This is a genomic window from Caballeronia sp. LZ001 (assembly GCF_031450875.1).
Classification (GTDB): Bacteria; Pseudomonadota; Gammaproteobacteria; order Burkholderiales; family Burkholderiaceae; genus Caballeronia.
On the sequence record NZ_JARTVX010000004.1, the window covers coordinates 2927978 to 2952314 of the forward strand.

Annotated in this window: 24 protein-coding genes; 8 read left to right on the forward strand and 16 right to left on the reverse strand. The window is 62.3% G+C overall.

Annotated features, from left to right (window positions below):
- Positions 1–46 precede the first annotated feature (46 nt).
- Positions 47–523, reverse strand: a complete 477-nt coding sequence (locus P9292_RS24570) for a DUF2244 domain-containing protein (RefSeq protein WP_244827953.1) — start codon at positions 521–523, stop codon at positions 47–49.
- 233 nt (positions 524–756) lie between these two features.
- Entirely contained in the window at positions 757–1740 is a 984-nt protein-coding gene (locus tag P9292_RS24575; RefSeq protein WP_250491719.1) for a methyltransferase domain-containing protein, read from the reverse strand.
- 158 nt (positions 1741–1898) lie between these two features.
- On the opposite strand from P9292_RS24575, the gene P9292_RS24580 reads away from it, so the two are divergent.
- A complete protein-coding gene (locus P9292_RS24580) occupies positions 1899–2675 on the forward strand; it encodes a phosphoribosyltransferase family protein (RefSeq protein WP_404988813.1) in 777 nt (258 codons plus the stop codon).
- A gap of 20 nt (positions 2676–2695) precedes the next feature.
- Complete coding sequence (trmL, locus tag P9292_RS24585; protein WP_309961660.1) at positions 2696–3166, forward strand: tRNA (uridine(34)/cytosine(34)/5-carboxymethylaminomethyluridine(34)-2'-O)-methyltransferase TrmL; 471 nt, start codon at positions 2696–2698, stop codon at positions 3164–3166.
- A gap of 44 nt (positions 3167–3210) precedes the next feature.
- Here the strand turns inward: trmL and P9292_RS24590 are convergent, their stop codons facing one another.
- From P9292_RS24590 to P9292_RS24605, 4 genes are all read right to left on the reverse strand, one after another.
- Entirely contained in the window at positions 3211–4209 is a 999-nt protein-coding gene (locus P9292_RS24590) for an NAD(P)H-dependent glycerol-3-phosphate dehydrogenase (RefSeq protein WP_250462796.1), read from the reverse strand.
- Between the two features lie 51 nt (positions 4210–4260).
- A complete protein-coding gene (gene secB, locus P9292_RS24595; RefSeq protein ID WP_244826873.1) occupies positions 4261–4731 on the reverse strand; it encodes a protein-export chaperone SecB in 471 nt (156 codons plus the stop codon).
- A gap of 94 nt (positions 4732–4825) precedes the next feature.
- The gene (gene grxC, locus P9292_RS24600) at positions 4826–5086 is read right to left on the reverse strand and encodes a glutaredoxin 3 (RefSeq protein ID WP_244826872.1); all 261 of its coding nucleotides are present in this window, start codon (positions 5084–5086) and stop codon (positions 4826–4828) included.
- Positions 5083–5508, reverse strand: a complete 426-nt coding sequence (locus P9292_RS24605; RefSeq protein WP_244826871.1) for a rhodanese-like domain-containing protein — start codon at positions 5506–5508, stop codon at positions 5083–5085. The genes grxC and P9292_RS24605 overlap by 4 nt, the downstream gene beginning before the upstream one ends.
- A 183-nt stretch (positions 5509–5691) precedes the next feature.
- Between P9292_RS24605 and gpmA the strand changes: the two genes are divergently transcribed.
- The 3 genes from gpmA (at position 5692) to P9292_RS24620 (ending at position 9154) form a co-directional block, all read left to right on the forward strand.
- Complete coding sequence (gene gpmA, locus P9292_RS24610; protein ID WP_244826870.1) at positions 5692–6438, forward strand: 2,3-diphosphoglycerate-dependent phosphoglycerate mutase; 747 nt, start codon at positions 5692–5694, stop codon at positions 6436–6438.
- 222 nt (positions 6439–6660) lie between these two features.
- Entirely contained in the window at positions 6661–8241 is a 1581-nt protein-coding gene (locus P9292_RS24615; RefSeq protein WP_244826869.1) for a S41 family peptidase, read from the forward strand.
- Between the two features lie 148 nt (positions 8242–8389).
- A complete protein-coding gene (locus P9292_RS24620; RefSeq protein ID WP_244826868.1) occupies positions 8390–9154 on the forward strand; it encodes a molybdopterin-synthase adenylyltransferase MoeB in 765 nt (254 codons plus the stop codon).
- 3 nt (positions 9155–9157) lie between these two features.
- Here the strand turns inward: P9292_RS24620 and ptsP are convergent, their stop codons facing one another.
- From ptsP to P9292_RS24655, 7 genes are all read right to left on the reverse strand, one after another.
- Positions 9158–10918 carry a phosphoenolpyruvate--protein phosphotransferase gene (gene ptsP, locus P9292_RS24625; protein WP_244826867.1) on the reverse strand — a complete coding sequence of 587 codons (1761 nt, stop codon included), beginning with the start codon at positions 10916–10918 and terminating at the stop codon, positions 9158–9160.
- Positions 10919–11128: 210 nt separating this feature from the next.
- Positions 11129–11398, reverse strand: a complete 270-nt coding sequence (locus tag P9292_RS24630) for an HPr family phosphocarrier protein (RefSeq protein ID WP_244826866.1) — start codon at positions 11396–11398, stop codon at positions 11129–11131.
- A 35-nt stretch (positions 11399–11433) separates the two neighbouring features.
- Entirely contained in the window at positions 11434–11922 is a 489-nt protein-coding gene (locus P9292_RS24635) for a PTS sugar transporter subunit IIA (protein WP_244826865.1), read from the reverse strand.
- Positions 11923–12228: 306 nt separating this feature from the next.
- Complete coding sequence (gshB, locus tag P9292_RS24640) at positions 12229–13185, reverse strand: glutathione synthase (RefSeq protein ID WP_309961661.1); 957 nt, start codon at positions 13183–13185, stop codon at positions 12229–12231.
- Between the two features lie 65 nt (positions 13186–13250).
- A complete protein-coding gene (gene gshA / locus P9292_RS24645) occupies positions 13251–14540 on the reverse strand; it encodes a glutamate--cysteine ligase (protein WP_244826863.1) in 1290 nt (429 codons plus the stop codon).
- Between the two features lie 351 nt (positions 14541–14891).
- Positions 14892–16364, reverse strand: coding sequence for an ammonium transporter (locus P9292_RS24650; protein ID WP_244826862.1), 1473 nt, complete (start codon positions 16362–16364; stop codon positions 14892–14894).
- A gap of 33 nt (positions 16365–16397) precedes the next feature.
- Entirely contained in the window at positions 16398–16736 is a 339-nt protein-coding gene (locus tag P9292_RS24655; RefSeq protein WP_014190273.1) for a P-II family nitrogen regulator, read from the reverse strand.
- A gap of 434 nt (positions 16737–17170) precedes the next feature.
- Here P9292_RS24655 and P9292_RS24660 point away from each other — a divergent pair, with 434 nt between their 5' ends.
- On the forward strand, positions 17171–17431 hold the full coding sequence (locus P9292_RS24660) for an accessory factor UbiK family protein (RefSeq protein WP_250525320.1): 261 nt from the start codon (positions 17171–17173) through the stop codon (positions 17429–17431).
- A gap of 95 nt (positions 17432–17526) precedes the next feature.
- Positions 17527–19077, forward strand: coding sequence for a YifB family Mg chelatase-like AAA ATPase (locus P9292_RS24665; RefSeq protein ID WP_309961664.1), 1551 nt, complete (start codon positions 17527–17529; stop codon positions 19075–19077).
- Between the two features lie 362 nt (positions 19078–19439).
- Here P9292_RS24665 and P9292_RS24670 read toward each other — a convergent pair whose 3' ends face one another.
- Positions 19440–19982, reverse strand: a complete 543-nt coding sequence (locus P9292_RS24670; protein WP_309961667.1) for a hypothetical protein — start codon at positions 19980–19982, stop codon at positions 19440–19442.
- Between the two features lie 246 nt (positions 19983–20228).
- Here P9292_RS24670 and P9292_RS24675 point away from each other — a divergent pair, with 246 nt between their 5' ends.
- On the forward strand, positions 20229–20765 hold the full coding sequence (locus tag P9292_RS24675; RefSeq protein WP_309961669.1) for a TlpA disulfide reductase family protein: 537 nt from the start codon (positions 20229–20231) through the stop codon (positions 20763–20765).
- Between the two features lie 229 nt (positions 20766–20994).
- On the opposite strand, the gene P9292_RS24680 is transcribed toward P9292_RS24675, so the two are convergent.
- Together P9292_RS24680 and P9292_RS24685 are read right to left on the reverse strand one after the other, a co-directional pair.
- On the reverse strand, positions 20995–22323 hold the full coding sequence (locus P9292_RS24680; protein ID WP_309961671.1) for a sigma-54 dependent transcriptional regulator: 1329 nt from the start codon (positions 22321–22323) through the stop codon (positions 20995–20997).
- Positions 22324–22360: 37 nt separating this feature from the next.
- Entirely contained in the window at positions 22361–24331 is a 1971-nt protein-coding gene (locus P9292_RS24685; protein WP_244826857.1) for an ATP-binding protein, read from the reverse strand.
- Positions 24332–24337 lie beyond the last annotated feature (6 nt).

Genomic DNA, 24337 nt, shown 5'->3' on the forward strand with positions numbered 1-24337 from the left:
GACCCCCGTGGGCATCGCGCCGAGCCGTCAGGCCACATCATGCCTCTTAAGCAGAGCGTCTCAGCGACGCTCGCAGCTCGGCAGCAAATTGTTTGCGACGATGCTGTGCAAGGTGTTGTCCGATTTTCACCGATTGACCGCGCGACACGATCGTGAGCGGCTCTCTCGGCGTCGCGCCCGTTTCGACCCGCACCCAGCGCGGATTAAATTCGAACTGCGTCAGTTCCTCGGCGTTCATCTGCTCGATCAACAAGCGGTTTTCAAACAACCGGATTCGTTCGTAGTCGACTGCGTGCCGCGCGTAGATAAGAAACGCGACACCGACCACGGTCAGCTCGATCCCGGTGAACGGCAGCACCAGCCAGGCGCCGTTCAGAAACAAGAGCGTTGCGATGAGAAAGGAAAACAGCGCCAGCGACAGATAAAAGACCACGAACTGACGCGGCGAAGCGGAGCAGTTCCGTTTCATCAGCCAGTCTTTGATGACTGGCTCGTCGTCTGTCAGCGCGTGGCTTGCTTGCATCGCCGCCTCCTTCCCATCCGCATGCAATCACATACTTTTGCTCGGATTTCGCCCAAATTTGTCACAGCCCGGGCGACAAACTGACGCATTATAGGCGCGTCGGGTAGTATCCACAAGCAAGGGTCGTAACGGCTGAAACCCAAGCGCCACAAGCTTCTGCGCCCTTTTGACGCACCTTTTGGCGCTGCTTTTGCCCGCAAATTTCAGACATAACTGACGCCCTCTTTACCCCGTCACCGATTCCGTTTTGGGCCTCGTCCTATATCTTCCAGCCGAATGATTCCGTGACCTTCGGCGGTTGTGCGCGGCACCGCTTTCCATGCGTGACCGTAGATCACTTCGAACGTGAGCGGGATCGTTCCGTCGTCGCGACGCAAGGCTTCGAGCGCGCTGTGAACCGCGCTGCGTCTGGCTTTCACGTCGATTTGCGAGTCTGCGGCCGCGCTTCGTTCGAACGGATAAGCACCCCAGCGCGTGACATCGGCAAGCAAGGATTCCGGCGAACGGTAAGTGATGGTGAGCACCTCCTGATCCATCACGGGAATCTCGAAGCCGCTTTCCACCAGCATGTCGCCCAAGTCGTGCATGTCGACGAAATCGATCGTATGCGGCTGCGGCGGCAAGCCCAGCGTGCGCTCGGCCTCGCGATACGCCGCGGCGAGCTCACGCAGCGTGTCTGGGCCGAAGGTGCTGAACATGAGAAGGCCGTTGACCTTCAGCACGCGTTGCCACTCAGGGAAAACGAGGTCGGGCCGCGAGTGCCAGTGCAGCGCGAGGTTCGACCAGAGCATCTCGAACGCGCCCGATGCGAACGGCAGCTCGGAGAAATCCGCCTGCGCGAGTTGCGGTCCGCGCGCGCCGAAGGCCTTGGCGAGCGTGGCCGGCAGGAACCGCCGCCAGCCCGCGCCGTTTTCGGCTTCCGCCGATTCCGCATCGCGGGCGCGCGCGAGCATCGCGGAAGAAATATCGACACCCAGTACCGATGCCTCCGCAAAGCGCTCGCGCAGCGCGGGCAGATCCGCGCCCATGCCGCACGCCGCATCCAGCACGCGCGTCGGCGCGACCTTGATGTATTCGAGGCGCTCGCGCATCCGGCCGGCAATCTCGCGAGGCAGGAACGCGACTTCGTCGAAAGTCGCGGCGCGACGGTCGAAGATCGCGCGCAAACGGCGCGAATCATAGGCCGGTCGGCTAGTTTGAGGGGGCGTTTGGGACATGACGATCTATTCGCGAAGAGTGCGAAGTATACTCGGTCGTCTTGAAATCAGCCCGTGCTTAGGGCCGATACGGGGCATAACCGTTCCGATTGTTTCTCCGCACGTGCATGCGCTCGTCCGAGTTCGTTGCCTGTTGCCTACCATTCGTCCGCGCCGCCATGAATGTCTTCAGCCATTTCTTCCCGTCATCCGCACGCGTCGCGATGACCGCGCGCGGACTTGGAAAACGGCTGCTCGATGCCGCGCTGCCCAGCCAGTGCGCGTTATGCGGCAATTTGTCGCAAGACGTGGTGTGCAGCGATTGTGACGGCCAGTACTGGAACGAGTCGCGCCTGAGATGCGCGACCTGCGCGCTTCCGCTGGCGGCGTTTGCGCTGGACAGAGAACGCGAAGATACGCGGATGCACTGCGCGGCGTGCCTCGACAATCCGCCTGCGTTCAATGACACGATCGCGCTTGCCGACTATCGCGCGCCACTCGACACACTGGCCGTCGAGCTGAAGTTTCGCGCGCGGCTGGCGACAGGCGCGACATTCGCGCGGCATCTCGCTGCGTTGTTCGATGACAGCGATCTGCCTTTACCCGACGTGATCGTGCCGGTGCCGCTATCGCGCCAGCGCCTTGCCGCGCGCGGCTACAACCAGGCGTGGGCGATTGCGCATCCGCTCGCGCGTCGCATGCGCGTTCACGGTGACGCCGCGCTCGTCGTGCGCAGAATCGACACTGCGCAGCAATCCAAACTCGATCTCGATACGCGCCGCCGCAACGTTGCATCCGCGTTCGAAGTAAAGGGCGACGTGCGCGGCAAGCATGTTGGCGTGGTCGATGACGTGATGACCTCCGGCGCCACGCTCGATGCCCTCGCGCGCACATTGAAGCTGGCGGGCGCGCGGCGCGTCAGCAATTTCGTGGCGCTGCGCACCCCCAAAGATTAACCAATTCACCACTGCAATCCATGTTCAACGTCGTACTCGTCGAGCCCGAAATTCCGCCGAACACCGGCAATGTGATCCGCCTGTGCGCCAACACGGGCGCGCGTTTGCATCTGATCGAGCCGCTCGGCTTTCCGCTCGACGACGCCAAAATGCGCCGCGCCGGTCTCGATTATCACGAGTACGCGGAGATGAACGTGCACGCCAACTGGAGCGCCTTCCTCGCGAAGGAAACGCCCGACCCGGCGCGCATGTTTGCCTTTACCACGCGCGGCTCGACGCCCTTTTTCGATCACGCGTTCCACCCCGGCGACTGGTTCGTGTTCGGCGCGGAAACACGCGGTCTCGCCGCCGACTTGCTGAATGGTTTTCCGACGCAACAACGCGTGCGCCTGCCCATGCGTCCGGGCAACCGCAGCCTGAATTTGTCGAACACGGTGGCAATCGTCACGTTCGAGGCGTGGCGTCAGGCAGGATTCGACGGCGGCGAGTGAGCGTCGTGAACCGCTTCGGTCCGCATCGCGACGCAGACTAAAAGCTACTCGGCCTTCGCGTCCCGGCTGAGCAGCGCCTGCACCGCGTGGCGCGGCGTGACGTTATCGAAAAGTACGCGGCATACCGCCTGTGTGATCGGCATGTCGATGCCACGCGACTGCGCAAGCGAAAGAACCGCGCGCGCGCAGCGCACGCCCTCAGCTACATGCCCGAGCGCCGCGAGAATCTCGTCGAGCGTGCGGCCGCTCGCCAGTTGCACGCCGACCGTGCGGTTGCGCGAAAGGTCGCCGGTTGCGGTAAGAATCAGGTCGCCGAGGCCCGTGAGACCGGTGAAAGTCTCCGCGCGCCCGCCCAATGCGACGCCGAGCCGCGACATTTCCGCGAGACCGCGTGTGATGAGCGCCGCGCGCGCGTTGAGGCCGAGGCCGAGGCCATCGGAGATGCCGGTGGCGATGGCGAGCACGTTCTTCACCGCGCCGCCCACCTCGACGCCGACGATATCGTCGCCGGTATAGATGCGCATGGCGCCATGATGGAACGCGGTCACGGTGCGCGTGCCCAAGGTCGCCGATGCGCTCGCAACTGTCAGCGCAACTGGCAAACCACGTCCGACTTCGCGCGCGAAACTCGGACCCGACAGCGTGCCGTTACTGACATGGTCAGGCAATTCGGCCGCGACGACCTCGTTCGGAAGGCACTGCGTATCCGCTTCGAAGCCCTTGCACAGCCAGAGAATATGCGCGGGAACGATGCCCGCCTGGCGCATCGAGCGGCACATGGCGCGCAGGCCCGCGACGGGCGTCGCGACGACGCACAATGCGTCGTCAGCGGCGGCGTGCGCGAGGGCCGCGTTGAAATCGGCGGAATACGCCAGCGCTTCTGGCAGGCCTACGCCCGCGAGATATCGCGCGTTTTCATGCGTTTGGGTAAGCGATTCGATGAGCGCGCCATCGCGCGCCCAGAGCAACGTGTCGTGCCGTGCCGCGAGGTGGCCCGCTAATGCGGTGCCCCACGCGCCGGCGCCGAGGACGGCTACTTTCATGCTCGGCTCCGGTTAGGCAGAGTGAGACCAGACTGGTTGATACGTTAAGCGTCAGTGCGTCGCGCCGTTCGCCGCGCCTTCCTGCGAGCCCGCAAGTTGCGACAGGCGCTGCTCGTACAAGGCCTGGAAGTTGATTTCGGCGAGGTGGATCGGCGGGAAACCGGCGCGGGTGATCGCATCGGCGATATTCGAGCGCAGGTACGGGAACAGGATGGTCGGGCACGCAATGCCGACGAGCGGGTCGATCTGTTCAGCCGGAATATTGCGAATGTCGAAGATACCTGCCTGCTTTGCTTCGATCAGGAATGCCACCTTGTCCGTGACTTTGGCCGTAACCGTGCCTGTTACCAGCACTTCGAAGACACTTTCAGCCAGACGGTCGGCCTTGACATCGACTTCGACCTCAACCGCGGGCATGTCCTGTTCGAGGAAGATGGCGGGCGAGTTCGGTTGCTCGAGCGACATATCCTTCAGATAAATGCGCTGGATGTTGAAAAACGGTTGGTTATTCTCGTCGGACATAATGGTTTCCTAGATGATTCGAAGTTCGGCGCGCCTGTCTCTCGGCGTGCGCGCCTTCGCCGCCGGCGCAATGCGCGAGCGGCGCGCGGTGGTGTCAGGCCGACTCGAGAAGCGGCACGAGACCGCCCTTGCGGTCCAGCGCCGAAAGATCGTCATAACCGCCGACGTGCGTGTCGCCGATATAAACCTGCGGCACGGTCCGGCGGCCGGTGCGCGTCATCATTTCCTCGCGACGGCCCGGCTCACGGTCGATCAGCACCTTCTCGATGTTTTCGACCCCGCGGGACTTTAAAAGACGTTCGGCCATCTGGCAATACGGGCACACTTGGGTGCTGTACATGAGGACTTTGTTCACTTGACTGCTCCTTGTTTCACGACCGGCATTCCGGCCTTTTGCCAGGCATCCACACCGCCTTGCAAAACATGGACCTCAGCGTAGCCAGCCTCCGAAACGGCGCGGCTGGCACGCTGCGATTGTTGACCGGTCTGGCACACGAGCACGACCGGATTGCCTTTATTTTTGGCGATCTGGCCAATTTTTGCTTGGAGCTCCGTCTGCTCGATATTGCGGGCCGACGGCAAGTGGCCCTGCGCGAACTCGGACGCGGGCCGCAAATCGACAACCACCGCGTTGCGCCGGTTGATGAGCGTAACGGCTTCAGCGGCCGAAATGCCGCCACGGCCGCGCCGCATGAGGACAGGCCAAAGCAGCAGCGCGCCGGAGATGAGCGCAATCGCGATGAGTGCGAGATTCGTGTAATCAGTGAAAAACTTCACGTCGAGGGCCGCCGAAAGGTAGTAATGAAGGAAGAAAGGGAAATGAGGGCAATCCGAACATTATAAAATAACCGTCTACCGCGATGGCCTTGTCCATCCGGCCGATGGCGGCACCCCGCGCGCGTGGGCAGGATATCGGGGGTGCGATCGGCGCACCGCTTCCTAACTGACCGACCTACAAACATGTACAAGCTAGTGCTCATCCGCCACGGCGAATCGACGTGGAACAAGGAAAACCGCTTCACCGGCTGGGTGGATGTCGACCTGACCGAGCAGGGCAATCGCGAGGCACGCCAGGCAGGCGTGCTGCTGAAGGAAGCGGGCTATACCTTCGACATCGCTTATACCTCCGTGCTCAAGCGCGCCATCCGCACGCTCTGGCACGTGCAGGACGAAATGGACCAGATGTACATTCCGGTCGTTCATTCGTGGCGTCTGAACGAGCGTCACTATGGCGCGCTTGCCGGGCTAAACAAGGCCGAGACCGCGAAGAAGTACGGCGACGACCAGGTGCTCGTCTGGCGCCGCAGCTACGACACGCCGCCGCCCGCGCTGAATCCGGACGACGAACGCGCTTCCTTTAACGACCCGCGCTATGCCCGCGTGCCGCGTGAACAACTGCCGCTTACCGAGTGCCTGAAAGACACGGTCGCGCGCGTGCTGCCCATGTGGAACGAGTCAATCGCGCCGGCCATCAAGTCGGGCAAACAGGTCGTGATCTCGGCGCATGGCAATTCCATCCGTGCGCTCGTGAAGTATCTGGACAATATTTCGGATGACGACATCGTCGGACTGAACATCCCGAACGGCGTCCCGCTCGTATATGAACTGGACGAGAACCTGAAGCCCATCCAGCATTACTACCTGGGCGATCCGGACGCCATCGCGGCGGCGCAGGCGGCTGTCGCCAAGCAGGGCAAGGCGGGATAAGCACGACAAGCGCTTTGCATGCGCGGACCACGGCGGTCCGCGCGCCGATGTCCGCTCGCTGACAGTCTTCCGTCGCGCCCGACACATTCGTCGCAGGGCCCGCTGTTTCAAGCGCTGCGTGCCCGGGCATTTAAGTTGCGTTTAAGTCGTCATTGAAGGTGAGCGGGTATACTGGCCCGTCACCCACGATGCAGCCCATTCGTTTTCCAAACGCACTCCTCTATGCGAAAGAACCTGAAAAACTTCGGTCTCATAGCCGCGGGCGTTGCTGCCGGCGCACTTGCAACTCTGCAGATTTCCGCGTCCGCCCAGCAAGCGGCCTCATCGCCGCTGCCGCTCGATCAATTGCGGCTCTTCGCCGAAGTCTTCGGGCAGATCAAGCACGAATACGTCGAACCCGTCGATGACAAGAAGCTCCTCACCGCCGCCATCAAGGGCATGGTGTCGAGCCTCGATCCGCACTCGTCGTATCTCGACAAGACCGATTACGAAGAGCTTCAGGAACAGACCAAGGGCCGTTTCGCGGGCCTCGGCATCGAGATTTCCTCGGAAGACGGTCTCATCAAGGTCATCTCGCCTATCGAAGACACGCCTGCGTTCCGTGCCGGCATTCGTCCGGGCGACCTCATCACGCGCATCAACGACAAGCCGGTGCGCGGCATGACGCTCGACAAGGCCGTCAAGCAAATGCGCGGCGAACCGGGCACCAAGGTCACGCTCACCATCTTCCGCAAGAGCGACGACCGCACGTTCCCGCTTACCGTCACGCGTGCGCTCATCCGCGTGCAATCGGTCAAGATGAAGGTGCCTGAGCCGGGCTATGGCTATATCCGCATCACGAGCTTCCAGGAACGCACGGTGCCGGACCTCGCGGCCAAGCTGCAGGATCTCGCGCGTCAACAACCGAACCTGAAGGGCCTCGTGCTCGACTTGCGCAATAACGGCGGCGGTCTGTTGCAGAGCGCGGTCGGCGTGGCGGGCGCATTCCTGCCGGACAACTCGGTGGTCGTGTCGACCAATGGCCAGATCGCGGACGCGAAGCAGACTTTCCGCGACACCTACGACAACTATCGTTTGCCCTCCTTCGATTCCGATCCGCTGAAGAGCGTGCCGGACATTTTCAAGAAGGTGCCGATGGTCGTGCTGACCAACGCCTACTCGGCGTCGGCATCGGAAATCGTGGCGGGCGCGTTGCAGGATCATCACCGCGCGCTGATCGTCGGTAAGACGACCTTCGGCAAGGGCTCGGTGCAGACGGTTCGCCCGATGACCGCGGACACCGCGCTGCGTCTGACAACGGCGTACTACTACACGCCGAGCGGCAAGTCGATCCAGAACCAGGGCGTGCGCCCCGATGTGCCGGTGGATCAATACGCGGATGGCGACCCCGACGACGCGCTCGTCACGCGCGAAGTCGATTATTCGAATCACCTCGCCAACACGCAAGACCCGAACGAGAAGAAGGAATCCGAACAGCGCGAGCAGGACCGCCTGGAACAACTGCGCATTCTCGAAGAGCAGAACGACAAGAAAACGCCGGAGCAGCGTCGCAAGGATCGCGAACGCAAGCCGGTGGAGTTCGGCAGTTCGGACGACTTCATGCTTGCGCAGGCGTTGAACAAGCTGGAAGGCAAGACGGTCGTCGAATCGAAGTCGTACAGCGAACGCAAGCTCGCACAGAACAAGCCGGGACGTTCGGCTTCGGCGCCGGTGGTTGCGGCGCCCGCGCTGCCGGCCACGCCGGGTTCGGCGCCGGCATCGGGCGCGGAACCGGCTTCGTCGCCCACGGCTCAGTCGAAGTAAGAGGCAGGGCAACATCAGCAGTAAGGCTTCGCGGTCACGCGCCGCGAAGCCTTTCCTCCCGCGCGCGCTTAAAATATCCGCCTCAAGCGCGCCGCTTCCACGGCGTTTCCTTCGCAGCACAGACAGCGCGTTGTCACGCGCCCGCTCGATGAACGACGACCAACTTCTCCGCTATTCCCGCCATATTCTCGTCGATGAAATCGGCATCGAAGCGCAGCAGCGCTTTCTCGATGCTCACGCGATCATCGTCGGCGCGGGCGGCCTAGGCGCGCCTGCCGCGATGTATCTCACGGCAGCGGGAATCGGCAAGCTGACCCTCGTCGATGCCGATACCGTCGACCTCACGAATCTGCAACGGCAGATCGTGCACGCGACGCGTTCGGTCGGAGAGGCCAAAGTGGAATCCGCGCGCGCGACGCTCAACGCGCTGAACCCGGATGTCGAGATCGAAGCGGTCAACGCGCGTGCCGACGCGGCCTGGCTCGATGCCAACGTGCCGGGCGCGTCGGTCGTGCTGGATTGCAGCGACAACTTCGCCACGCGTCACGCAATCAACGCCGCGTGCGTCGCGCATGGCGTCCCGCTCGTGTCGGGCGCGGCCTTGCGTTTCGACGGGCAGATCAGCACATTCGATTTCCGCTCGGAGCAATCGCCGTGTTATGCGTGCGTGTTTCCGCCGGATCAGGCGTTCGAGGAAGTCGCGTGTTCGACGATGGGCGTGTTCTCACCGACCGTGGGCATCATTGGCGCAATGCAAGCGGCGGAGGCGCTACGCGTGATCGGCGGCTTCGGCGAAACGCTCGCCGGCCGGCTGATGATGCTGGATTCACTGCGCATGGAGTGGAACACGATGAAGATCGCGCGCCAGGCCGATTGCGTGGTCTGCGGCGAGCGGCATGCGCGTGCTTCGTAAGCCTCAAATCTTCTGAAGCCGCGCCAACGCTGCTTGCAATTCATCCGGCTCGTAAGCCGCGAGCACGTCCGCTACGGGCTTATCGAATGCCTTGAGATTCGAGCGCAAGATTTCCTGCTTCACGACAAGCAACTGGCTCGGATGCATCGAAAACTCGGTCAGACCGAGCCCGAGCAACAAGCGCGTGACCGTCGGATCGCCCGCCATCTCACCGCATACCGAAACCGGCACGCCGGCGCGCTTCGCTTCGCGCAGCGTGAACGCGATCAGGTTCAGCACGGCCGGATGCAGCGGATCGTACAGATGCGCGACCGCGTTATCCGCGCGGTCGATGGCGAGCGTGTATTGAATCAGATCGTTGGTGCCGATCGACAGAAAATCCAGCCGGCTCAGGAAGAGCCGCACGGCGATGGCGGCGGCGGGAATCTCGATCATCGCGCCGACCTGAATCTGGCGGTCGTAGGCGATGCCCGCGTCGTCGAGTTGACGCTTCGCCTCGCGGATCAGATCGAGCGTCTGATCGATCTCCTGCGCGTGCGCGAGCATTGGAATCAGAATCTTGGTCGGACCGAACGCGGATGCGCGCAAGATGGCGCGCAGTTGCGTCATGAACATTTGCGGCTCGGACAGACTCCAGCGAATGGCGCGCAGCCCGAGCGCCGGGTTCGGCGCGACTTCGTAGCCGTCGCCGGCGCTCATCGAATCGAGTGGCTTGTCCGCGCCGACATCGATCGTGCGAATGGTCACCGGCTTGCCGTTCATCAGTTCGATCGCGCGCTTGTAGGCCTCGAACTGCTCCTCTTCCTCCGGCAACTGGTTCTTATGATTCATGAAGAGAAACTCGGTGCGAAAGAGGCCGACGCCCATCGCGCCCGCTTCCACCGCGACCTTCGCATCCTCGGGAAGTTCGATGTTCGCGCACAGCTCGATCTTCGTGCCGCATAAGGTTTGCGTCGGCGAAAACTTGAGGCGCTGCAGCTTGCGCTGCTCCAGCACCTTTTCGCTTTGCCGGTACGAATACTCTTCGAGCACGATCGGCGCGGGATCGACGATGACAATGCCGTGATCGCCGTCCACGATGATGAGATCGTTCTGACGAATCAGCACGCTCGCCTGCTGCACGCCGACCGACGCGGGAATGCCGAGACTGCGTGCGACGATCGCCGTATGCGACGTGCGGCCGCCGAGATCGGTCACGAAACCTTTGAATGCTTGCGTCTTGAACTGCAGCATGTCGGCCGGCGCGATGTCGTGCGCCACGACGATCATCTCGTTGTGGCCGTTGCTCGCAACCGTATGCGCCACCATCGATGCAGTGGTCGGCGCGCCTGCAAGCGCCTTGAGCAGCCGTTCCACCACTTGCTCGATATCCGCCTTCCGTTCGCGCAGATACTCGTCTTCGATTTCGTCGAAATAGCGGCTCAGGATTTCGAGTTGTTCGGTGAGCGCCCATTCGACGTTGTAGCGCCGCGTGCGAATCAGATCGATGACTTCCTGCACGAGCATGGCGTCGTTCAGGATCATCATGTGAACGTTGATGAACGCTGTCATTTCGCCAGGCGCGTCCGCAGCGAGGTCGTTGCGAAGCGTTTCGAGTTCGGCGAGCACGCCCGCTTGCGCGGCATAAAACCGCGCGATTTCAGCGTCGATCTGGTCCGGATCGATAAGATAGTGAGCGACATCGAGCGCCGCAGGCGCGATCAGATACGCTCGCCCAATGGCGATGCCTCGTGAGACGGGAATTCCATGCAGCGTGAAGGACACGCGCACCTCCTCTGTAGTTTCTGCGCGGTCTCTAGGGGCCTGCGGCAGGCGCTTAGGACCGCGCTAGCATTATAAGTTCGAATGAGGCCGCGGTCGCCGAACGGCCGTCGCAGCGAGGCGCGGCCGTTTGTCCTGCAAAGAACGCGGACGCAAAAAAGCCGCGTCGAAGCGCGGCTTTTCGTTGGCTACTTCCGATGCGGGATGAAGCGCTTACTGCCCTTCCCCGAACTTGTCGGCGATAAGCGCGAGGATCGCTTTCATCGCATCGGCTTCGTCGGCGCCTTCGGTTTCGATGGTCACCGTGCTGCCGATACCTGCTGCCAGCATCATCACGCCCATGATGCTCTTGGCGTTGATCCGGCGACCGTTACGGCTCATCCAGATTTCCGACTGATAGCTACCGGCCAGTTGCGTGAGCTTCGCCGATGCCCGCGCGTGGAGTCCCAGCTTGTTTACGATCGTTGTTTCCTGTTGCAGCATGATGCTCCGGGCGCTAGTGGATGAATTGAGCGGCGTCAGTGACTCGCGGCTTTCGCGGCGACGAGATCGGCACTCGCGGAGCACGCCGGATCTTGCGAACCGGCAGCCTTCGTCGCGAGCGCGCAAGGATTCAGCGGCGTGGAGGAATCCAGTTCCTGGATGCCTTTCGAGCCGCCTTGCAGAATTTTTTCGGTAAGCGTGTCGATGGGAGTCGCGCGATAACACACGGCGCGCACGAGCATCGGCAAATTGACGCCTGCGAGCACGCGCACGTCCGTTTCCGCGAGACTCGCCGCGATGTTCGCGGGCGTCGCGCCGAAGACGTCGGTGAGCACGATGGCGCCATTGTCTTCTCGCAGACGGTCGAGTTCCGAGCGCGCAAACGCGCGGACTTCGACGGGATCGCAGTCGGGCGTTACGTCGACAACGCCGATGCGTGCGGGCAAGCCGCCGTAAATGTGCGCGACACACTCGCGTAGCGCGGTAGCGAACGGAGCATGCGCGATGATCAGAATGCCAGCCATGTCAGGATTGCTGCCTCTGTAACGACGCCAGGGTTGCCGGCGTCTAGAGATCGCTCGAAAACGCGCGAGCGGCGCGGGATCGATGCCTATATGGTCGCACGCGGGCCGAAAATCAACCGCCTTACGCCAGACACCGTTCCACCATTACCACAGCTTACGCTTGCACTCTTAAACACAGTTTAAGACCGGAAAAAGCACGTTCCAACCCTAAAACCTGCAAGCAACCGGCAAATAATTGTAACAGCGTCGGCGATTATGTTTTTGCAGTGCGCCAATTCGAGCGTTGGCTAGCGCTCGAAAGGCCGTTTAGCCGACCGCGCGTTCGAGCGCGTCGGTGAACATTCCAGCAACGTCGAAGCCTGTCTGATCCATGATTTCGCGGAAGCATGTCGGGCTCGTCACGTTGACTTCCGTCAGGTAATCGCCAATGGCATCGAGGCCGGCCAGCAAAAGCCCGCGTGCTTCAAGAATTGGCCCGAGCGTTTCGGCAATCTCGCGATCGCGCGCCGACAGCGGTTGCGCACGGCCAAGACCGCCCGCCGCCAGATTGCCGCGCACCTCGTTGCCCTGGGGAATACGCGCCAGCGAATACGGCACCGGCTGACCGCCGATCACCAGAATGCGCTTGTCGCCGTCCGTGATCTGGGGGATGAACTTCTGCGCCATCACCGTACGCGCGCCGTCTTCGCTCAACATCTCGATGATGGACCCGAGGTTCATGCCGTCCGCTTTCACGCGGAACACGCCCATGCCGCCCATGCCATCGAGCGGTTTCAGAATGACATCGCCATGTTCCGCATGAAAGCCGCGCAGGCGAGCCGCATCGCGCGTCACGAGCGTGGGCGCCACGTACTGCGGCCATTCGGCAATAGCCAGCTTCTCCGAATGATCGCGAATGGCTTGCGGTTTGTTGAAAACGCGCGCGCCGGCGCGTTCCGCGATTTCGAGCAGCCAGGTTGCGTTGACATATTCGAGATCGAACGGCGGGTCTTTGCGCATCAGCACCGCGCCGAAACGCGTGAGCGGCAAATGCTCCGCCTGTTCCGCCGCGAACCACGGCCAGCGGTCGCTGTTCGCTTCGTCGCCGACAATCGCAATGCGCCGCACGCTCGCGTCGACCGACGTGCCCGTCCACGCCAGATGCTGCGGCTCGCATGCGTACAGCACGTGACCGCGCCGCGCGGCTTCGGCCATCATCGCGTAGGTCGTGTCTTTATAGATCTTGAAACGATCGAGCGGATCGGCGATGAAGAGAATGTCCATGTGTATTCGCTTGGGCTAGTGACCGTGGCCATAAGTATTGGCCACGAGAGCAGGGCATTATGCACTCAGACCTGAATCGCTTCCGGGTCGGTCTTCTCGAGTTCCACCGATGCCGCCAGCAACCCAAGCCTGGCCACCACGCCATACATGTAAAAGCGGTTCGGCGGCGCGGCGCCGGGCTTCGCGTGCGCATCCGGCAGCGCGGTGTGCTCGAAGCCGAGCGGCACGAAATGCATGCCGGGCGCGTTGAGGTTCTGGTCGCGTTCGCGCGAGTCGTGCACGCGATAAAACCCGCCGACCACGTACCGGTCGATCATATACACGACCGGCTCCGCCACCGCATTCTCCACGCGCTCGAATGTGTGCACGCCTTCCTGCACGATCACATCGTGCACCTGCAGGCCTTCCTTCGCGTCGTTCATGCGCGTGCGCTCGCGCTTGGTCAATGCGGCGACCTCGCTTGCGTCGTGCACGGTCATCACGCCTTTGCCGTACGTGCCGGCATCGGCCTTGATGACGACATACGGCTTCTCGCTGATGCCGTACTCGCGGTACTTCTTCGCGATCTTCTTGATGACGCCGTCGATTGCCTCGGCCAGCGCTTCCTCGCCCGTGCGCGCCTCGTAATCCACGCCTTCGACGTGCGCGAAGTACGGGTTCACCATCCACGGATCGATCTCGACGAGCTTCGCGAACTTTTTCGCGACATCGTCATAGCAGGAGAAGTGCGTCGACTTGCGGCGCACCGCCCAGCCCGCATGCAACGGCGGCAGGATGTATTGCTCGTGCAGATTTTCGAGCACGGGCGGAATGCCGGCGGAAAGATCGTTGTTGAGCAGGATCGAGCACGGATCGAAATTCTTCAAGCCGAGACGACGCGGCGTGCGTTCGAGCGGTTCGAGCACGACCTTTTGGCCATCGGCGAGCGGAATGGTCACGGGCCCGTGGATGTTTTCATCGAGCGTGCCGAAGCGGACGTTGAGTCCCGCCTGACGCATGATGGTCGCGAGCCGCGCAACGTTCTCCAGATAAAACGCGTTACGCGTGTGCCGCTCCGGAATCACGAGCAGATTCTTCGCGTCCGGACAAATTTTTTCGATGGACGCCATCGCCGCCTGCACGGCAAGCGGAAGCACTTCGTGCGGCAGATTGTTGAAGCCGCCGGGAAAGAGATTGGTGTCGACGGGCGCGAGCTTGAAGCCGGCGTTACGCAGGTCGACGGAACAGTAAAACGGCGGCGTGTGCTCCTGCCATTCGAGACGGAACCACCGTTCGATGGAAGGCGTAGCCTCGAGAATTTTCCGCTCGAGGTCGAGCAGCGGGCCACTTAACGCCGTAACTAAGTGCGGAACCATTGATTTCTCGTGGACAGCGTTTTGCGTGGGACTGGGCAACCGCCAAGGCGATCGTTCCAGCCGATACAGGGACGAAAGATTGTAGAGCAATTGCCCTGCCTAACTGGGTATGGACCGCCATTTAGCAAGGCTTTGCGGCCCATCGTGGCAATCTACACAGGCAATCCGGGCATTTGCGGCGCGAGCCTCGCTGGACGAAAACCCGACGTAACGCGCGGACGAAAAAAAACCCGCCATGAAGGCGGGCCAAGTCGCTGCGCTCGTTCGTTTGCCGTCGCCCCGGCGACATGCGCCGAGCGGAGGAGAACCGGCGCGCCCTCTCGCGGCACGCCGGATCGCGGCTCAAATCCTTTATTCGACGTGCTCGCCATGCAGCGTGACGTCGAGACCCTCGCGTTCCTCTTCTTCCGTCACGCGCAGACCCATGACCATGTCGATGATCTTGAGCAGCACGAAGCTGACGACGCCGCTATAGACCAGCGTGACCAGCACGCCCTTCGCCTGCACGATGACATTGCCATCGAAGCCGCCGATGTCCTTCACTGCGAACACGCCCGTCAGCAAAGCGCCGATGATCCCGCCCACGCCGTGCACGCCGAACGCATCGAGCGAATCGTCGTAACCGAACTTGTGCTTGAGCCACGTTGCCGACCAGAAGCAGACCACGCCCGCCACGATGCCGATCACGATAGCGCCCGTCACGCCCACGAAGCCCGAAGCCGGCGTCACTGCAACGAGACCTGCAACCGCGCCCGAGATGATGCCGAGCACCGAAGGCTTACCCTTCGAAATCCATTCCGCGAACATCCAGCCGAAGGCGGCGAATGCGGTGGCGATCTGCGTCGTGAGCATGGCGAAGCCGGCACGGCCGTCAGCCGCGACTGCCGAACCCGCGTTGAAGCCGAACCAGCCCACCCACAGCATCGATGCACCGATCAGCGAGAGCACGAGGTTGTGCGGCGCCATCACTTCACGGCCGTAGCCGACGCGCTTGCCGAGCACCAGACAGCACATCAGGCCCGCGATACCGGCGTTGATGTGAACCACCGTGCCGCCCGCGAAGTCGAGCACGCCCGCGCCTGCCAGCCAGCCGGTCGGTTCCCAGACCATGTGCGCGATCGGCGAGTAGACGATGATCGACCACAGCGTCATGAACACGAGCATCGCGGAAAACTTCATCCGGTCGGCGAACGCGCCGGTGATGAGCGCCGGGGTGATGATCGCGAACGTCATCTGGTAGACGAAGTAGACCGATTCCGGAATCGTCGATGCCAGATGGCTGACGGTCAGCGTCGTGGCCTTGTCGCCCTTGATGTAGTTCATGCCGTGCAGGAACACGCGCGAGAAGCCACCCAGGAACGAATTGCCCGGCGTGAACGCGATGCTGTAGCCCACGACCGTCCAGATGATCGTGACGAGACAGCAGATTGCGAAGCTCTGCATTACCGTTGCCAGCACGTTCTTCTTGCGAACCATGCCTGCGTAGAACAGCGCGAGGCCCGGAACCGTCATGAACAGCACGAGTGCGGTCGAGGTGAGCATCCAGGCGGTATCGCCCGAGCTGATCTTCGACGAATCGACCGAGAATGGTTCGGTCGGCGCGGCGGGAGCGGCGTCGGAAGCTGCCGCCGCTGCGGAAGCGCCTTCCGCCGACGAAGCCATCGCCGTGTTGGCGCTGGCCGGTGCGCTTGCAGGCGCCGATGCGGCGTCGGCCGCGGGTGCCGAGGCAGCGGCCGGAGCGGACGCGTCCTGGGCGAGTGCGGTGCCGACATTGGCGCCGACCAGGGCGCCCGCCACCAGCAATGACATCAAAAAGTTACGCATTCTTCGGTTTCCTCTTATCGCCGATTTCTTTTCTTAGAGCGCGTCCGCGCCGGTCTCACCGGTACGAATACGAATGACCTGTTCGATTGCCGTGACGAAGATCTTGCCGTCGCCGATTTTTCCCGTTCGCGCCGCGCGTTCGACCGCTTCGATCGCCTGATCGACGATGTCGTCCGACACGGCCGCTTCGATCTTCACCTTCGGCAGGAAATCGACGACGTATTCCGCGCCCCGATAAAGTTCGGTGTGACCTTTCTGGCGGCCGAAGCCTTTTACCTCGGTCACCGTGATGCCCGAGACGCCGATCGCCGAGAGCGCTTCGCGCGCTTCGTCGAGCTTGAACGGCTTGATGATTGCGGTAATGAGCTTCATGTATCCCTCGCTGTGGTGTGCCTCTGATCCTTCGATGCCTTCTAAAGCGGGATGCCTCGGTTGCAAGCCCACGTCCGTCCTGTCGGGCCGCTGAAAGAAGCGTGCAGAAAAGGTCCGCGCCACTTATGCAACTCGTATGCCAATCGAGTGCTCACGGGGCTTTGCACGATTTCACGAAAGGCGCGTGCAAGGGATCTGCCGAATGGCTAACGCGCGCCGTACCTGCTGGCGCCGGGGTGGGTTCGTTGCTAGAGTGCTCGCAAGGTCCCGTTAAAAAAGGCAAAGGCGGAAAACGCGGGAGCGCGGGAGCGCTAAAATCGCGGCGCCTCGAATGTGCCCGGCAGTGCGTGACGAATGCACCAAAATCGATCATGCAACCGGCCGGGGCACTGACCTAACAATGAATGCACTTTTTTTGTGCAAAGGGAGAAACGATGAAGCAGCCCAACGACGTTTTCAATGACCTGCAGCAGAAGATGAGCGAGCTCTTTAAGAATTCGCCTGCTAAAGACGTCGAGAAAAATGTGAAAGCCATGCTTTCGCAGGGCTTCTCGAAGCTCGATCTCGTGACCCGCGAAGAATTCGACACGCAGACTCAGGTGCTCGTGCGTACGCGCGCCCGGCTGGAAGAGCTGGAAAAACGCGTCGCGCAACTGGAGCAGCACCAGCCGGGCGTCTCCTCGTCGCAGGACTGACGGCTTTAACTACTGTCGACCTCGGCCGGCGAGCCGTGAAGTCCTAGTCTCATTGCCGGCGCCGCCTTCGAGCGCGCGCCGTTTCAGGTGAAATCATGTCGCTTGCCGTGGTCAAGAGCCGCGCGCCCGCCCCTGGGCGCGCGCCGGAAGTGGTCGTCGAAGTTCATCTCGCAAACGGATTGCCGTCGTTCTCCATCGTCGGCTTACCCGATCTCGAAGTTCGCGAAAGCCGCGAGCGCGTGCGCGCCGCGCTGCAGAATTGCGGACTGGAATTCCCCGTCAACCGCATCACCGTCAATCTCGCTCCGGCAGATTTGCCAAAGGAGTCGGGACGTTTCGACTTGCCTATCGCGCTCGGCATTCTGGCGGCGAGCGGACAGATTCCGGCTGCGTCGCTCGAAAATCGTGAGTTCGCTGGCGAGCTTTCGCTGACCGGCGCGCTGCGGCCCATGCGCGGAGCATTCGCAATGGTGTGCGGAGCGGCGCGGCACCATGCATCGAACGGTTCGGAGAGCGGGCGTGCGCCGGAAATCTATGTGCCGCTCGCAAGTGCTTCCGAAGCCGCGCTGGTGCCCGGCATCGAAGTGTTCGGCGCGGCGGATTTGCCGACGCTCTGCGCGCATCTGAACGGCGCTCCGGATGCGCGGCTTCGTCCCGCGCGGGCTTTTGCGCAATTGAATGCGTCATCGCGGCCGACCGCGCCCGATCTCGCGGATGTCATCGGGCATCCGGCTGCGCGTCGCGCGCTGGAGGTTGCGGCGGCGGGTGGTCATCATCTGCTGATGGTCGGACCGCCCGGCGCGGGCAAATCCATGCTCGCCGCGCGCTTGCCCGGCCTGCTTCCGCCAATGACCGACGACGAAGCGCTCGCCTCCGCCGCCATTCTGTCGGCAAGCTCGCTCGGATTTACGCCCGCGCAATGGAGGCGGCGGCCGTTTCGCGCGCCACATCATTCATCGAGCGCGGTGGCGCTGGTTGGCGGTAGAAATCCGCCGCAGCCGGGCGAGATCACGCTTGCGCACCTGGGCGTGCTTTTTCTCGACGAGTTGCCCGAATTCGATCGCAAGGTACTCGAAACGCTGCGCGAGCCGCTCGAAGCGGGTTGCATCACCGTGTCCCGGGCGGCGCAACAGGCGGAGTTTCCTGCCGCGTGTCAGCTCGTCGCCGCGATGAATCCGTGTCCGTGTGGATGGCGTGGCGATCCAGGCGGACGTTGCCGATGCTCACCCGACGTCGCCGCGCGCTATCTGCGCAAGTTGTCCGGACCGCTGCTCGATCGCATCGATATTCAGATCGAGTTGCCTGCGCTCTCGCCCGCTGAACTCTCGGCGCGCGGCGCCAAGCATGGCGAATCCAGCGCAACGGTGGCTTCACGCGTCGAGGCGGCGCGCGCCGTCCAGCTCGCGCGGCAAGGCAAGACCAATCGCGAACTCGATGGCCGCGATGCCGACACGCTCTGCCGACCCGATGCCGAAGGCGCCGCGCTCCTGCGCGCCGCGAGCGAGCGCTTCGGTTGGTCGGCGCGCGGCTATTACCGCGTTTTGAAAGTCACACGGACCATTGCCGATCTGTCCGGCGCGAACATTCCGACCGCGGCGCATGTCGCGGAAGCCGTGCAATACCGTCGCGCGTTTCCTGCGGCATGAGCCTAAAGGTCATCGGGCGCGAAATATTGCCTGTCAAGACTTGACTTATGCACACCAAGCCGATCCGCCCTTCTTTTTCCTACTATCAACCTACATGACAGAAGGTATTTCACAGACCATTGATTTTATTGAACTATTTAACTTGCCATGAAGGGAGGCAAAGTAAGCCCGACCGCACGAAGCGGGCTTCAAGCGACTCACCGACACTTTTTTCCACAAAGTTATCCACAGACTCTGTGGATAGCGAAAAAAGTCCTGACAAATCCGGGTATTAGACGCCAAAGCTGTGAATGAACTTCGGCTTTGTAAACCTCACGAGCAGCACTCTTAAGTGAGCAGTCGCAGAAAACCGAGGTTTACCTCTAAAACAGTTTGAAGGAAGAAAAGAATTGGTCTGACTGTTCAGAAGGCGGCGCTTTGTCCGAGACAATCGCGACTTGGTAGACATGCATGCCATGCGCCACGAAGCGCGCGTGAATCGTCCGGCTCTCGCGCTGATTCCCGCCTTGTCCCTTGACTTCCATCTCGCTGCCGAGCACTCGACCGCCGACAGCGAGGTCGATCTGCGTCGCGCGCGCGACCGGCTGAGCATTCACATTACGAGCGAGGCCTTGCTGGAGGAAATCGAGCGCGGCGCGTTGCAACGCGGGATCGGCGCTGGGCAGGACAACCGTGCCGATTGCGAAAACCGCGTCATTGGCTTCGGCGGTCTGCATGCGCATGGTCATCGGCTGGCCGGCGATCTGAATCTTGCGCTCCTCGGCGTGCGGCTTGGCGGGCAGCGTGACTTCGTAGCCGTCGTCGTTATTCATGATCGTGCGCCAGTCATACGACGGCGTGCACGCGATCAACGCGCCGCATGCGACACATGCGCACACCATCGCGCTCAATGAACGTGCGCGCATGGAACGACTCGGAACATTGCGCACGAGAAACCGGCGCAGACTGGCCGTATTCGCAGAAAGAACTCGCTTCATGGCTGACCGTTGCGTGAAAAGTATCATTATCGCGCCGCGATACCCGGATTTCGTTCGGCCGACCGGACGCGTCACGACTGCGCCGCACGTTTGGCGCTAAAATAACCAGCACTTTCCCATTGCAGTTGCGCCTTACAAGGCGCTTCGCTCGACTACGAGCCGTTCGAGGTTGCCATGTCCCAAGCCACTCAAGATACTCAGACTCGTACCAAGAGTCCGTTGCGCTACGTTGTAATGGCGCTCGTCGCCGGCGTGATCGCGTGCACGGGGTATTTCGCGTTCGGCGGACAACAGAAGGTGCCCGATGCAACCTTCACGCTGCTTTCAGGGCAGAAGATTTCGACATCGAACGATCTCAAGGGCAAGGTCTATCTCATCAACTTCTGGGCGACGAGTTGCGAGACCTGCATGAAGGAAATGCCCCAGATGATCGACACGTACAACAAGTTCAAGGGTCGCGGGCTCGAATTCGTGGCCGTCGCCATGAATTACGACGCGCCGATGTACGTCAGCAACTATGCGCAGACGCGCAATCTGCCGTTCAAGGTCGCCATGGACGACGGCAGCGCCGCCAAACAGTTCGGCAACGTCCAACTGACGCCGACGACGTTCGTGGTCGACAAGGACGGCAAGATTCTCAAGCGCTATGTCGGCGAACCGACTTTTGCCGAGCTAGATGCATTGCTCAACAAGGCGCTTGGAGCGGCTTGAAGGAACGAGCGCGTTGAGCGGCGTCGCGTTGGGGAAAACTTACGACTGGCTTGAGCGTGCGGCGTACCGAGGCGCTCAGGATTGGCTAGCAGAGCTCAACGGTGGATCTAGGTAATAACGCGGCGCAAAAAGCGATTCAAGGAACGGGCGTTGAACCGTTCATCCGCCGTTCGACTTTCGCCCGGCTTAAAGGCCAGCCCGAACCGGCCAGCCAATACGCGCCAGCACCCTACCGCTCAGCATCCCCCTTCACCGCAATCCCATACCGCTTGATCTTCTCGTAAAGCGTCGCCTTGCCTAGCTGCAGGCGATCAGCCGCCACCGCCACCGCCCCGCCGCACTGCTCCAGCGTCTGTGCAATCACCGCGCGCTCGAATTGCTCCGTGCGTTCCTTGAGCGGCTGCGTGGACGTATCGAGCGCGGCTCCCGTATCGTCGATGACACCGAGCACCATGCGATCCGCCGCATTGCGCAGCTCGCGCACGTTGCCAGGCCATTCGCGCTGCATGAGTTCGGCGCGCTGACGGTCCGTGATGAGCGGCGCAGGCCGTTCGTAGCGCACGGCGGCATCGAGCAAAAAGTGTTCGAAAAGCGGCACGATGTCCTCGCGACGCTCGTTGAGCGGCGGCAGTGAAATGGTTACGACGTTGAGCCGGTACAGCAAGTCGCGGCGAAACGTGCCGTCCGCGACGTGTTCGTTCATGTCGCCTTTCGCGGCGGCCACCACGCGCAGATTCGCGCGTACCGGCTGATTCGAGCCGAGCCGCTCTAGCACGCCATCCTGCAGCACTCGCAGCAGTTTCACTTGAAGCGAGAGCGGCATGCTCTCGATTTCATCGAGGAACAGCGTGCCGCCCGATGCCGCCTCCAGCCTGCCGATGCGCCGTTTCTGCGCGCCGGTGAAGGCGCCGGCCTCGTAGCCGAACATCTCCGATTCGAACATCTGCTCCGGCAACGCGCCGCAATTCACCGCGATGAACGGCTTGTCGCGGCGCGCCGAAAGATCGTGCAGACTGCGCGCGATCAGTTCCTTGCCCGCGCCGGTATCGCCGTTGATGAGCACGGACGCATCCGTCGGCGCCACGTTGGCGATCAGCCGCCGCACTTGTTCGATAGCCGGACTGCGCCCGATGATGCGGCTCTGCCCCGCCAGTTCGCGCCGCAGCGCCTGGTTCTCGAGCACCAGCGTGCGTCGCTCCAGCGCGCGGCGTACCGCTTCGATCCGCCGCTCGGAAGCAAACGGCTTCTCGATGAAGTCGTACGCGCCGTCGCGCATGGCTTGTACCGCCATCGAAATGTCGCCGTGACCGGTGACGAGTATTACCGGCACTTCGGGCGCGCGCTCGCGGCATTGCGCGAGCAGGTCGAGACCGCTTGCGCCCGGCAAACGGATATCGCTCACGATCACGCCCGTATAACTCGCGTCGATGGCGCGCGCCGCCGCTTCGACGCTGCCGTGGCCGATCACGTCGAAGCCCGCGAGCTGCAGGCTCTGCACGCTCGCGCGCCGCACGAGTTCGTCGTCTTCGATATAGATCACCTGCGAACCGGTGCTCATGGTCTTGCCCCTTGTGTTGCCTCATGCACGCCGGCCTTCAGGCGCGGCGCAACGTCAGTACGAATTCGGCGCCGTAGGAACCGTCGGCGTCGGCTTGCGTGCCGCCTTCGGGACCGGCCGCGACGATCGGCGCCACGCGATTGCGCGCGATCAGCGTACCGCCATAATCTCGCGCGATCGCCGACGAAATCGCGAGTCCCAAACCGAGCCCGTGACCCGTTTCCTTCGTCGTGAAGAACGGCTCGAAAAGGCGCGGGAGCACGTCGGCGGGAATGCCGGGGCCGTTGTCGCGCACCACGATCTCGACCACGGTTTCGCGCGCGTCGAGTTCCATGACGATGCGCGGGGCATCGCAGGACGCGACGGCATCGAGCGCGTTGCCGATCAGGTTGATGAGCACTTGCTCCAGCCGCAAGTCCTCGCAACGCACGAAGACCGACGCGCATTCGCCTTCGATCTCCGGCGCGATATCGAGCGCAACGTTCTTCATGCGCGGCCGCAGCATGGCGAGCGTGTTGTGCAGCGCGCGTGCGACGTCAGTGCGCGCGTTCTTCGGCCGCGCCTTCGCGACGAAGAGCTTGAGCTGATTCGTGATCTTGCCCATGCGCTCGGTGAGCGACGCAATCGCTTCGAGATTCTCGCGCGCCGCCGCCTGATCGCCGCGCTCGATCAACACGCGCGTGTTGTCCGAAAAGCTGCGCAGAGCCGCAAGCGGCTGATTCAATTCATGCGTGATGCCGGCCGCCATTTGCCCGAGCGCGGCGAGCTTGCTTGCCTGGATGAGTTCGTCGTGCGCCGCGCGCAGGTCCTGTTCGGCGCGCGTGCGTTCGTTGACTTCTTTCGTCAGTTGCTCGTTGGCCTCCGACAGATCCGCTGTGCGTTCCGCGACGCGTTGATTCAGTTCGGCATACGCGGTCTGCAGCATCTCGCGGCTGCGGATCATCTCGCGCACGCGCGCGCGCCGCATGCGCCAGTAAAACGCCAGCAGACACAGCGACACGAATACGAGGGCCGTCACGACCACCGCGTTTTGCGCGGCGCTCTCGACCGGATCGAGCGGCGCCATCGTGATCAACTGCCAGTCGGGCTCGCCGATAGAACGCCGCGTCGCCAGAAAGCTCGGCGCATTTCGCCCGCCGCCGACGCGCACGATCTGCGCGCCGCCTTCGAGCGTCTTTGCGATGGTCATCGGCAAGGGCGTGATGGGCTGTTGCGCGTACTGGCGCGTCTGATAGACGGACGCCTCGACGCTTTGCGGCAACGGCCTCACGGTGTGATATTTCCACGAAGGCACCGAGGAAAGAAAGATCACGCCGTGGTCGTCGGTGACGAGTAGCGGCTCCGTGGCATCCGCGCCTTGCAGCCATTCGAGATTGAGCTTCACGACCGCCACGCCGATCAGTTCGCGCGTGCCTTCCTTGAACACCGGCTGCGAGATGTAATAGCCCGGTTCCAGCGAAACGGTGCCGAGCCCGAAAAAGCGTCCGACGCCGCCCTTCGCGGCATCGACGAAATAAGGTCTGAAAAGATATTCGACGCCGACAAAACTGTCCGGTCCGCGCCAGTTGCTAGCGGCGACGCAGAAGCCGTCCTTGCGGATCAGATAAGTCGCGGTGGCGTGCGCGCGCTGGTTGAGATCTTCGAGATACTGGTTCGCGCGATCGACGTTGTTGCGGTCGGGCGTGTCGAGCACGTTCTGCACGAGCGGATGGCGCGACAGCAGATACGGCAGATATTCGTAGCGGTCGAGCGTGCTTTTGAGCGTGTTCGTAGTGCGATCCACGCGCACCGCGGCATTGAGCCGAAGCTCGTCGATACCCCGCCGCCACGCGATCTGCCAGGTGAGCGCGCAACACGCCGCAAGCAGAGCGGCGAGCGCGAAGAACACGAGGATGCGGCGCGACACGTGAGCAGATTCCCGCAAATGAGTATCTGCCATTGTGGCATACGCGCCTTCGATGTAAGGCCGCGGCGAAGCGCCGGTTGGCTGATGCTTCGCCGCGTGCATGGCTGC